Below are 10,039 nucleotides of genomic sequence, written 5' to 3'. Positions count from 1 at the left end.
TGTTCCAGCCCAATCAGAATTTGTGCGGACGGCAGCAGGATAAGAAGACCTTCACTTTACCCAATTGTGAGTAAGAATTTGATTTTCTTTTTTATTTTTCTTGACTTAAAGTCGACTTTAAGTTGTTTAATATAAATATCGAATCAAGGAGGAACGAATTATGGCAAAACAAACAGCAGGACATGATTTACTTGGAGATTTTGCACCCCAATTTGCAGAATTGAATGATGACGTATTATTCGGAGAAGTTTGGAGCAAGGAATCTGAGCTTTCTGCTCATGATCGTTCATTAATTACCATCGCAAGTATTATTTCTGCAGGAAATCTTGAGCAATTAGATGCCCATTTAAAAATTGGTAAGAAAAACGGTATTACTAAAGAAGAAATTGTTGCTGAAATCACTCACTTATCATTTTATGCAGGCTGGCCTAAGGCTTGGAGTGCTTTTAATCGTGCAAAAGAAATTTGGAAAGAGGATTAATAATTATGGCTAAAAATGAAGAACTAAAAACAAACGGAGTATTTCCCGTTGGTGACAAAAATGATGCATATGCAAAATATTTTATCGGACAAAGTTATCTAAACGGTATGGTTAGTCCCGAAGATAATATCGACTTTGGCGTTGGAAATGTAACTTTTGAACCAGGATGTCGTAATGATTGGCACATTCACCATGATGGTTTCCAAATTTTACTTGTTACTGGTGGCGAAGGTTGGTACCAAGAATGGGGCAAACCAGCACAATTATTGAAACAAGGCGATGTAGTCGTTATCAAAGAAGGCATTAAACACTGGCACGGTGCTACAAAAGATAGTTGGTTCAGTCACGTTGCTATTACTAAGGGTACTTCTGAATGGCTTGAACATGTTACTGATGAAGAATATAACAAACTGTAAGATGAAGTAGCGGGTAAATTTGGTCAATGGAATGCGCAAATAATCGGTGATTATACGGCTATTAAGGGAGCATCCTTTACGATCGATGATCAAGATAATAATGTAAATTATAAAATAGTTCCTGAAGATAGACTATATAAGGGAACCCAAGTTACTAGACAAGCGGTGTCACAATTGGTGACAGATATTGTTAAGGAACCTTCACTTTATAGTCATCAAAATATCGGTGTAGTTGAACCCAACACTGAATGAGAAAAACCACCATTTTATTAAGGGAGAAATATATGATTAAAGATAAAGTTGTTGTGATTACTGGTGCTTCAAGTGGTATTGGTGAAGCAACTGCCAAATTATTGGCTAAAAATGGTGCTAAGGTTGTCCTTGGTGCTCGTCGTGAAAATCGTTTGCAAGAAATTGTTGACGATATAAAAAAGACCGGTGGTCAAGCTACTTATAAAGTGACTGATGTCAGGGACGCTGATGAAGTAACTGCTTTAGTCAAGCTAGCTAAGACTGAATTTGGTGGCCTAGATGTTATTTACAATAATGCTGGTATCATGCCTAGTTCACCCATTAGTGCTTTACATACTAAAGAATGGAATGACATGATCGACATTAATATTAAGGGTGTTTTAAATGGTGTGGCTGCCGTTATGCCTGACTTTGTAAAGAATAAAGCTGGACATATTATTACAACCTCATCTGTCGCTGGTATCAAGAGTTTTACAGGGGCTGGAGTATATGGTGCTACTAAGTTTGCAGTTCGTAATTTAATGGAAGTTATTCGTATGGAAAGTGCCCAAGAAGGTACTAATATTAGAACAACAACACTTTATCCAGCTGCAATCAATACGGAACTTTTACATACAATTACTGATTCGGATACTAAGAAAAATATGGATGATTTTTATAAACAAGTTGGTATTTCACCAGCTGCAATTGCTCGGGTAGTTAATTTTGCAGTTGATCAACCGGAAGATGTTAATGTAAATGAATTTACAATTTATCCAACCAAACAAATGTAAATAAATGAAATAGACTGTGAAAACAGCCTATTTTTTTTACGCGAAATTTACATTAAATATATTATATATACACAATCCAATTCCATACTATAACCAACGACTTATTTGGAGGGATTAGATAATGTCTACAGTGTTAACGAATATTTGTAAGAAGTATGACTCGGACAAAACAGTTTTGAGCAATGTCTCAACTGAAATCCAAACAGGGGAATTTTTTGTAATTGTTGGACCATCTGGTTGTGGTAAAAGTACCTTACTCCGGATGATTGCTGGTTTAACACCGATTACTGATGGTGAAATCAGAATTAACGATAAAGTAGTAAATGATTTACCACCGAAGGATCGTAATTTAACAATGGTTTTCCAAAGTTATGCTTTGTTCCCATTTTTAAGCGTTTGGGATAACGTGGCTTTTGGTTTGAAAGCTAGAAACAATAATTCACAAGCTGATATTGAAGAGCGGGTTAACAACGCTTTAAGAATGGTTAATTTGGAAGAACTAAAAGATCGTAAACCACGTGAATTATCAGGTGGTCAAAGACAACGTGTAGCCTTGGCTCGTGCTGTAGCTAGTGATGCCAAGATTTGTTTGATGGATGAACCATTATCCAACTTGGATGCTCAATTAAGAATTAAAATGCGTCAAGAAATTTATGCATTACAAAGAAAATTGGGACTTACTTTGATTTATGTTACTCATGATCAAGTTGAGGCCATGACAATGGCTGATCATATTATGGTTTTACATGACTCTAAGGTACAACAAATTGGAACACCAACAGAAATTTACAAGAAACCAGCCAATGAATTTGTTGCTAGCTTCTTCGGAGTACCACCAATCAATATTTTGCCAGCTATTAAAACTGCTGGTAAGACGGTTAATGTTAACGATGATTTTCAAGTTAAGATTGATCAACAAGTACCAACAGATAGTTTCAAAATTGGAATCAGACCGAATGAACTGATGATTGAAGAAGCCGATGAGTTATCCGCAAATGCCTCAATCCGAACAATTGAATTTTTGGGTGATGAAAAAATCGTTTACGCCAAGATGAATAATAATGATATTGAAGTTGCGGCGATTGTAGCTAGTGATGCTCAATTCAAAGCCTACGATACAATCAAAGTTACATCCTCAGATAATGTTTTGGTGTTCAACAATGAAGGCGTCAATATCACAAAGAATGCGGAGGATGCCGTTAATGCTTAAGACTTCTACAACTGACGTTGTTCCAGAAAAGAAGGTTCAAGCAAAGCAACGCCAAGGTTTCAAACTAAATGCTAAAGATAAATATTACGCCTCAATTTTTTTAGGACCATCGTTATTAATTTTAGGATTATTTGTATTTTATCCAATGATCAAAACACTCTATATCAGTATGTTTTTGACTAATACCTTGGGTAATACGACCGTTTTTGTAGGATTAGGTAATTATGTTAAATTGATTTCTGCACCAGATTTCATTTCAAGTATGATGGTCACGATATTATATGTGGTTGCGGTAACTATTTTGACGATTGCTTTGGGACTATTATTAGCTAACTTAGCTAGTCAAAAATTGCCTGGGATCAGTATTTTTAGAACTTTGTACTCAGTCACAATGGGCGTTTCAGTATCAGTAGCTGCTATCTTTTGGTTATTTATTTTTAATCCATCAACTGGATTCTTTGCTTTAATGAGTGGTTGGTTCAACTTACCAGTAGTTAATTGGTTAACTAGTCCAGCCAATGCAATGTGGGCCGTTATTATTACGACGGTATGGATGAACCTTGGTTTTACTTTCTTGATTCTCTTAGGTGCGATTGAATCTGTTCCTAGAACACTTTATGAGGCAGCAGATGTTGAAGGGGTATCGTCAAGATATCAATTCTTCCATATTACGATTCCGATGATTTCACCAACATTATTCTTTGTTTCAACAATTACAATTATTGGGGCATTCAAGAGTTTTGGATTAATCGATTTAATCACAAAAGGTGGACCAACAAATGCAACCAACATGTTAGTTTATCGAATTTATAAAGATGCTTTTTATAGTGGTAACTATGCTAAATCAAGTACAGAAGCAATTATTTTAACAGTTATCATTGCCTTCTTTACCTTATTACAATTTAAATTCTTAGAGAAAAAGGTGAACTACTAATGGCAAATTTTGATGAGAGTGCAATCCTAAAAAGAGTTTTTAGTTATATCTTATTGATTGCTTTAGCAGTAGTTATTTTGGCACCATTCTTTATCGGTATTTGGGCCAGCTTTTTGCCAACGATGGATATTGCCAAAGGTGATCTTTTCAGCACCAATGTCTCTTTTAATAATTATGTTTCAGCCTTTACTAAGACACCAATTTTACGTTATTTAGCTAATACGGTAGTAATTGCAACGGTGACTATGTTTGCTCAATTGATCTTCTGTTCAATGAGTGCTTATGCGTTCGTATTTTTGAAATTCAAATATCAAAAGACTATTTTTTCTCTATTCCTAATCACAATGATGTTACCTTTTGAAGCTGAAATCATTCCTAATTTTGCCACTATTAAAAGTATGGGTTTGTTAGATAACTATGCAGCCTTGATAATTCCATTCTTGACATCAGCTTTTGGTACATTTATGTTGCGTCAATCATTCATGCAAACACCTGCTGAATTGAAAGAGGCCTCAGATATTGAAGGTTTGAATCATTTTCAATTTTATTGGCATATTGTTTTACCATATAACAAAATCAGTATGATCACCTTAGGTGCTTACAGTTTCCTTGGCGCTTGGAATCAGTACCTCTGGCCAATGTTAACAACCTTTAGTAATAATTCTCGTGTTATTCAAAATGGGTTGAAACAATTACAATCCGAAGAAACTTTTAACGATTGGGGTATGATTCAAGCCAGTGCAGCTATTATTGTTATACCAACAATTATTGTCTTATTTGTTGGTCAACATTACTTTAAGTCAGGTATGAATGAGGGGGCTGTTAAATAATGTCGAAATTGAAAAAATATGCGATGCCGTTGGTTATAGTTCTAGGGGTTATCTTAGTGGCAATTTTTGGGAAAGCTATTTCGGCCAAATCAGCTGTAAATGACAACCGAACACCGATTGTTTTCTGGCATGAGATGGGTGGACCTTCGGAACAAGCTTTGGAACAAGTCGTTGATGGTTTCAATAAATCACAGACTAAATACAAAGTAATTCCTAAGTATCAGGGATCTTATGATGAAGCAATTCAGAAGATTCTACAAACTCACGGAACAAGTACTTCGCCAGCCGTTTTCCAAGCATTTGATATATCAACCGCTCAAATGCTTCACAGTGGTTATACAACACCAGTTCAGAATTTTATTGATGCGGATCACTATGATGTAAGTAAGATTTCGTCAGTTGCTAGATCATTTTATTCAAATGGCGGGAAACAACAAGCAATGCCATTTAACACCTCGCAACCAGTTCTGTATTACAATGCTAGTTTATTGAAAAAGTATGGTATTACACCACCTCCAGTATCACCATCATATAGTGATATCACTAGAGTGGCTCAACAAATCTATGAAAAGTCCGGTCATAAGGTTAAGGGAATGACAGTTCAAGTTTATGGTTGGTTCATTGAACAAGCACTAGCTAATGCTGGAACTCAATTGGCTAATAATAATGATGGACATACAGGTAATCCAACTGAAGTTAAATTGAATAATCCAGATTCAGTTGAATTTTTAAAATGGATCAAAGAAAATATTAAATCAAATGACTTTATTGACTATGGTTCTGGTGCCAGTGCTGGTGCTAACCAGACGGCTGGATTCTTATCAGATAAGGTTGGTATTTTCATTCAGTCATCAGCTAGTATCGGTGATTTAATTAAAAATAATAAGAATCAATTGGGAATTACATATTTCCCACATCCAGATAACAAAAAGGCTAATGGTGTTGCCATTGGTGGAGCTGCTTTGTGGATTTCAAATGATAAACCTAAAAATGTTCAACAAGGTGCCTTTGAATTTATTAAGTATGCATTGAAACCAGAGGTTCAAGCTCAATGGCAAAAGGCCACTGGTTACTTAGCACTTAATAAGGATTCTCAAAAGACTCAAACATTGAAAGACCTTTATGCTAAGAGTCCTGAGTCAAAGGTTCCCGGTCAACAATTAGCCACTGCCAAAGCTAATTATTCCAATTCAGGTATTTTGATGGAGGGAATGCAATTAACTCGTCAACTTGAAGAGGTAGCAATGGAAACTGTTTATAACGGTGGGGATATCGATCATGCCTTAACTACAGCGGATAAAGATATCAATGATAATTTAACGCAACTTAACAAAGCTAACGGTTATAAGTAATAGAAAAACACATTCTTCTAATTATCAGAAGAATGTGTTTTTTGGTATCTTTTTAGATTGAAAAGATTGGGAGGCAAAGCCTGTAAGAAGGTAATCCCTAGGATTAATAATGCTCCGGCTAATTCGGCTCCACTGACTTTAGTATTTAGAACGGTTACTGCCAAAATGGTTGCTGTTAAAGGTTCGAATGCACTCAACATGCCAGTAGTAGATGGTGTTAAGTAGTTGAGACTTTGTAAATAAAATAAGTAGGAGAACATGGTGCCACCAGTAATAATAAAAATAATTGAAATCCAAGCGATGCCACTTAATTGTGGTACTTGGTTTAAATGGGCAAATGGTGCGAAGACAATCCCTCCTAAAAGCATTGACCAACCGGTAACGATTCGGGCATCGAAGCGTTTTAATAGTTCTCGTGGTAATAGGGTGTAAGAAGCTTGGCTAAGACCAGCCCCAACTCCCCATAAAATAGCCGCTGGGGACAACATCAACTGATTAATGTGTCCATGTGTAACTAGCAAAAAAGTTCCTAAAATAGCTAATACAATCGATATCATGTCAATACGGCGAGGCAATTGTAGTTTTCGAAATGATAAATATAGAATGATAAAAAGTGGTCCTAAAAATTGCAAGACGGTGGCAGTTGGGGCATTACCATATTTGATGGCCATAAAATAAGTATATTGAGCTGGTAGCATGCCCAATAGTCCAAAAGCCAGTAATTGAATGATGTAACGTGGCTTTTTGAGAATCGCAAAAAGCTCTTTGGAGTCTACGAAGGCACACCAAATCACTAACATTAAGCCCGCAAAAATCAACCGAATCCCCACGATCCATTCGGTAGGGATGCTTTCTTGGGTAAATAAATATTGAGCAATACTTCCTGAAAAGCCCCACAAAACAGGACCAGTAATGGCAAAGAAAAAGCCCTTTTGTTTATCAGTCATGAAAATCCCCCTAAAAGCTGTGTTAAATATCATGCTAACACAAATTGCTTTTGAACAAGTTGGTAATAAATAAAAAAAACGACCTACTTATTAAAAAGTAGATCGTCGTTATTATTTATTTAAAAGAATAGTCCGTAAAGTTTAACTGCACAGACAGCACCTAAGATAGGGGCAACAACTGGCACCCAACTATATTTCCATTGGGAAGAACCTTTTGGATTTAAAGGTAACAGAGCGTGTAAGATACGAGGACCAAGATCACGAGCAGGGTTCAAAGCTGGACCAGTAGGACCACCAAATGAAATAACTAAACACATAACCAAGAATCCTAATCCGATAAAGTCAGCACGTGGATCGACGTGATCAGAAGTAAGAGCTACGGCACCAAATACCAAGATAAAGGTACCGATAAATTCGTTAATAAAACCATTTAGACGACTGTTTTCAGCATCGATAGTTGAGAAGGTACCTAAGATACTTTCAACATTTTCAGTTTTGTTATAGTAAGGTTTATAAGCGGCTACGATCATTAATTGACCAAAGATAGCTCCTAAGAATTGGGCGATAATATATGGTCCAACTTCTTGCCATGGGAATTGACCATTAAGGGCCAAGCCCAAGGTCATTGCTGGATTAATTTGACCACCAGAGATTGGTCCAAACATCATGGCTGGTACCATAACACCGATACCATAACCAAATCCAATCAAAATCCACCCACCGTGGAATCCTTTTGTTCCTTTTAATTCGACGTTTGCGACTGAACCATTACCGAGGGCAACCATGATGGCTGTTCCGATAAATTCAGCGATACAACGTACTAACAACGTATAATGCATAATTAAGACTACCCCTAAATTTAATTGTTTTGTCTCATCATGACCTATATTATCAGCAAAACACGAATATTAACATTCACTCAGAAATGGGTTAAATCGTATAAATTCGTAATAATTTGTCTTTTATGAGTGAATATTTTCCGAATTTCACATAAAAAAATTGTCCCGTCAAGACCGGACAACCTTTGCTAACATAAAATGTAAAATAAATCAAATAATGAGCAACGGTTAATATTGTATCATACATTCCGAATATTTTTGGTGATTTACAGAAAAACTGGATAGTTTTTGCTATATAGTTATAATATATAATTAACATAAAGTAATTCTAAAGATGAGGTAGAAGACAGATGAAAGTTCTTAGTTTAGTTAATTTAACAAAGAAACAAACAGAGAAGATTCAATCAATCTCTGGAGTTGATTTAAAAGTTGTATCCCCTAAAAAGGTTACTGCTGAAGATCTTGATGGAGTAGAAGTACTTTATGATTGGTCAAACACCTTGAAGGACACTGTTTTAAAGAGTGATACCTTGAACTGGATTCAAGTGGTTCGTGCTGGTGTTGATGCTTTACCATTGAAAGAATTGAATGATAAAGGTGTTATTTTAACTAATGGCGCTGGTGCCAATGCAATTAATATTGCCGAACAAACTTTGGCTTACATGTTGATGTTTATGCGTCGCATGAATTTAACTGCTAGACATCAAGATGTCAGAGAATGGAAACACGATGACGGATATGATGAAATTTTCAACAAAACAGTTATGATTGTTGGTGTTGGACACATCGGAACTTTGATTGCCAAGTACGCTAAAGCTCTTGGTATGAAGACAGTTGGGGTTCGTAGAACCGATCAACCAACTGATTATATTGACGAAATGATTCCCATGTCAGAAATGGAAAGTCGTATTAACGAAGTACATTTTGTCATCAATGCTTTACCTGATACAGAAGAAACGATAGGTATGTTTAATAAAGAAATATTTGCGAAGATGTCTAAAAAAGCCTACTACATCAACATTGGCCGTGGTAAAACTACTAATATGAATGATTTGGTTGATGCTTTGAACGATGGTGAAATTGCAGGATCAGCTTTGGATGTAACTACACCAGAACCACTTCCTAGTGATAGTCCACTTTGGGATATGAAAAATGTGATCATTACACCCCACGATGCTGGAATGAGTGTTCATTATGAAGAACGTGCTTTTGATATTTTCAAACGTAATCTGAAATCATACGTTGAAAATGGTGAAGTTGAGATTAATGAAGTAAATTATTCAACTGGATACTAGTAGTTAGTAATTATTTCAAATCGAAAAATCCGCTTATTGATATGAATTCTAAATCAGAAATCACACCATATTATTTTAAATTCCTACTTTGGAATTCATGAATGATAATGTGGTGTGATTTTTTTGTGTACGTTTTCAAAATCAAAATCTATTGAGAATTTTTGAGTATGTATTAAAATTAAAGTAGATACGCGAAAGGAAAAATAATGTCATCCGGTAATTATTTTATAGGCTTCATGCTCGTCTTCTTATTTTGGTTATTATTACTACTCTTAGAAATAATCTTGAATATGAGAAACACGATTATAGAGTTATCTTTCTTTTCAGACGAAAAACCTTTTGTAATGGATAAATTAGACAATGACGTCAACAAAAAATTTGGCGTGCGTTTTCAAATGCCTTTTGAGATGTTGGAGTTTATTCTGATTGGTTATATTGCTTATGAATTCATTATGGACTTGAGATATCAAGGACTACAACTTGATACGGGGTCAATGAATCAAATTATGCTATTCTTTGTCGTAATTTTATCTGTCATGGTTGGTGATATGATTTTGATAAATAAAGATCTGCATATATATAAATTCATCAAAAGTTATCCAGCTTTGGATAGTAAGAAATCTAATAATTAGAGAGTTGTAAGCGGCTCCCTAGTATCAATAAACAGGTCGTAGTAATTGTATTTTGGTTCTTTACCAAGTGTGGCTGTG

Annotated in this window: 11 protein-coding genes; 9 read left to right on the top strand and 2 right to left on the bottom strand. The window is 35.5% G+C overall.

All coding sequences use genetic code 11. The annotated features are described in order from the left end of the window. Positions 1-160 precede the first annotated feature (160 nt). The 7 genes from IV57_RS12470 (at position 161) to IV57_RS12440 (ending at position 6,248) form a co-directional block, all read left to right on the top strand. Entirely contained in the window at positions 161-481 is a 321-nt protein-coding gene (locus IV57_RS12470) for a carboxymuconolactone decarboxylase family protein (protein ID WP_057881852.1), read from the top strand. 5 nt (positions 482-486) lie between these two features. After that, positions 487-897 carry a cupin domain-containing protein gene (locus IV57_RS12465; protein WP_057881851.1) on the top strand — a complete coding sequence of 137 codons (411 nt, stop codon included), beginning with the start codon at positions 487-489 and terminating at the stop codon, positions 895-897. 284 nt (positions 898-1,181) lie between these two features. Then, positions 1,182-1,922: an SDR family oxidoreductase gene (locus tag IV57_RS12460; RefSeq protein ID WP_157051965.1), complete on the top strand. Its 741-nt coding sequence runs from the start codon at positions 1,182-1,184 to the stop codon at positions 1,920-1,922. A 121-nt stretch (positions 1,923-2,043) separates the two neighbouring features. After that, positions 2,044-3,132: an ABC transporter ATP-binding protein gene (locus tag IV57_RS12455; RefSeq protein WP_057881849.1), complete on the top strand. Its 1,089-nt coding sequence runs from the start codon at positions 2,044-2,046 to the stop codon at positions 3,130-3,132. After that, positions 3,125-4,066 carry a carbohydrate ABC transporter permease gene (locus IV57_RS12450; RefSeq protein WP_157051964.1) on the top strand — a complete coding sequence of 314 codons (942 nt, stop codon included), beginning with the start codon at positions 3,125-3,127 and terminating at the stop codon, positions 4,064-4,066. Before IV57_RS12455 ends, IV57_RS12450 begins: the two co-directional genes overlap by 8 nt. Beyond that, complete coding sequence (locus IV57_RS12445) at positions 4,066-4,896, top strand: carbohydrate ABC transporter permease (RefSeq protein ID WP_057881847.1); 831 nt, start codon at positions 4,066-4,068, stop codon at positions 4,894-4,896. Before IV57_RS12450 ends, IV57_RS12445 begins: the two co-directional genes overlap by 1 nt. Next, positions 4,896-6,248 carry an ABC transporter substrate-binding protein gene (locus IV57_RS12440; RefSeq protein ID WP_057881846.1) on the top strand — a complete coding sequence of 451 codons (1,353 nt, stop codon included), beginning with the start codon at positions 4,896-4,898 and terminating at the stop codon, positions 6,246-6,248. The genes IV57_RS12445 and IV57_RS12440 overlap by 1 nt, the downstream gene beginning before the upstream one ends. A 17-nt stretch (positions 6,249-6,265) precedes the next feature. Here IV57_RS12440 and IV57_RS12435 read toward each other — a convergent pair whose 3' ends face one another. Both IV57_RS12435 and IV57_RS12430 read right to left on the bottom strand, forming a co-directional pair. After that, a complete protein-coding gene (locus tag IV57_RS12435) occupies positions 6,266-7,195 on the bottom strand; it encodes a DMT family transporter (protein ID WP_057881845.1) in 930 nt (309 codons plus the stop codon). Between the two features lie 119 nt (positions 7,196-7,314). Beyond that, positions 7,315-8,034, bottom strand: coding sequence for an MIP/aquaporin family protein (locus IV57_RS12430; RefSeq protein WP_057881844.1), 720 nt, complete (start codon positions 8,032-8,034; stop codon positions 7,315-7,317). A 350-nt stretch (positions 8,035-8,384) separates the two neighbouring features. Between IV57_RS12430 and IV57_RS12425 the strand changes: the two genes are divergently transcribed. Both IV57_RS12425 and IV57_RS12420 read left to right on the top strand, forming a co-directional pair. After that, positions 8,385-9,329, top strand: a complete 945-nt coding sequence (locus IV57_RS12425) for a D-2-hydroxyacid dehydrogenase (protein ID WP_057881843.1) — start codon at positions 8,385-8,387, stop codon at positions 9,327-9,329. Positions 9,330-9,673: 344 nt separating this feature from the next. Next, positions 9,674-9,961: a hypothetical protein gene (locus tag IV57_RS12420; RefSeq protein ID WP_157051963.1), complete on the top strand. Its 288-nt coding sequence runs from the start codon at positions 9,674-9,676 to the stop codon at positions 9,959-9,961. The last annotated feature ends 78 nt before the right edge of the window (positions 9,962-10,039 follow it).

Origin of the sequence: Companilactobacillus kimchiensis (genome assembly GCF_001438805.1) — a bacterium.
Classification (GTDB): domain Bacteria; phylum Bacillota; class Bacilli; order Lactobacillales; family Lactobacillaceae; genus Companilactobacillus; species Companilactobacillus kimchiensis.
This window is presented reverse-complemented; position numbering and strand designations above follow the sequence as displayed.

Bases quoted from the DNA above. Each gene is read 5' to 3' on its own strand.
- IV57_RS12450 (WP_157051964.1), top strand. From the start codon at position 3,125: ATGCTTAAGACTTCTACAACTGACGTTGTTCCAGAAAAGAAGGTTCAA.
- IV57_RS12470 (WP_057881852.1), top strand. From the start codon at position 161: ATGGCAAAACAAACAGCAGGACATGATTTACTTGGAGATTTTGCACCC.
- IV57_RS12465 (WP_057881851.1), top strand. From the start codon at position 487: ATGGCTAAAAATGAAGAACTAAAAACAAACGGAGTATTTCCCGTTGGT.
- IV57_RS12430 (WP_057881844.1), bottom strand. From the start codon at position 8,034: ATGCATTATACGTTGTTAGTACGTTGTATCGCTGAATTTATCGGAACA.
- IV57_RS12440 (WP_057881846.1), top strand. From the start codon at position 4,896: ATGTCGAAATTGAAAAAATATGCGATGCCGTTGGTTATAGTTCTAGGG.
- IV57_RS12455 (WP_057881849.1), top strand. From the start codon at position 2,044: ATGTCTACAGTGTTAACGAATATTTGTAAGAAGTATGACTCGGACAAA.
- IV57_RS12460 (WP_157051965.1), top strand. From the start codon at position 1,182: ATGATTAAAGATAAAGTTGTTGTGATTACTGGTGCTTCAAGTGGTATT.
- IV57_RS12420 (WP_157051963.1), top strand. From the start codon at position 9,674: ATGGATAAATTAGACAATGACGTCAACAAAAAATTTGGCGTGCGTTTT.
- IV57_RS12435 (WP_057881845.1), bottom strand. From the start codon at position 7,195: ATGACTGATAAACAAAAGGGCTTTTTCTTTGCCATTACTGGTCCTGTT.
- IV57_RS12445 (WP_057881847.1), top strand. From the start codon at position 4,066: ATGGCAAATTTTGATGAGAGTGCAATCCTAAAAAGAGTTTTTAGTTAT.
- IV57_RS12425 (WP_057881843.1), top strand. From the start codon at position 8,385: ATGAAAGTTCTTAGTTTAGTTAATTTAACAAAGAAACAAACAGAGAAG.